This window comes from Gordonia sp. 852002-10350_SCH5691597 (genome assembly GCF_001665715.1).
Classification (GTDB): Bacteria; Actinomycetota; Actinomycetes; order Mycobacteriales; family Mycobacteriaceae; genus Gordonia; species Gordonia sputi.
This window is the reverse complement of sequence record NZ_LZMO01000297.1, coordinates 1-530: the sequence shown is the minus strand read 5'-3', so window position 1 is coordinate 530 and position 530 is coordinate 1. Positions and strand designations below refer to the sequence as shown.

At 66.0% G+C, this 530-nt stretch carries 2 protein-coding genes; both read left to right on the top strand.

Features of this window, described 5'->3' with window-relative positions; translation table 11 throughout:
* Nucleotides 1-230, top strand: a 230-nt coding sequence (locus A5777_RS22570) for a MerR family DNA-binding protein (RefSeq protein WP_156529467.1), incomplete at its 5' end; no start/stop codon positions are given.
* Nucleotides 231-268: 38 nt separating this feature from the next.
* Nucleotides 269-530 (top strand): patatin-like phospholipase family protein (locus tag A5777_RS22565; RefSeq protein ID WP_197502449.1); only part of this gene is annotated, 262 nt, incomplete at its 3' end.

Here is a 530-nt window from a genome sequence, read left to right as displayed (position 1 = left end):
TCACCGAGCTCGGTGAACACGAGTCGCCGTCGCGCGCGATGTGGGAGGCGGCGTCGCAGCGCTGGATCGCCGACATCAATCACCGGATCGAGCTGCTCGAGACCATGCGCGACATGATCGGCTCCTGCGTCGGATGTGGTTGCCTCTCGCTGGGTGCGTGCCACCTGCTCAATCCCGGCGATGAGCTGAACCGGCAGGGTGCGGGGCCGCGTCGGCTTCCTATCGACTGACGCGTGCGGCGTCGGACGTAATCGTTAGGCTGAGCATCATGGCCCGATCGACTCGCGTGGCCCTCGCTCTGGGAAGTGGGGGAGCTCGCGGCTACGCACACATCGGCGTCGTTGCCGAACTCGACGCACGTGGGTACGAGATCGTCAGCGTCGCCGGATCATCGATGGGCGCGCTGGTCGGCGGGCTCTACTGTGCCGGGCGCCTCGACGACTACGTCGACTGGATCAGCGGTTTGTCGCAGCTCGACGTGATGCGATTGCTCGACGTCTCGCTGTCCAAACCGGGCGGGATGATCGGTG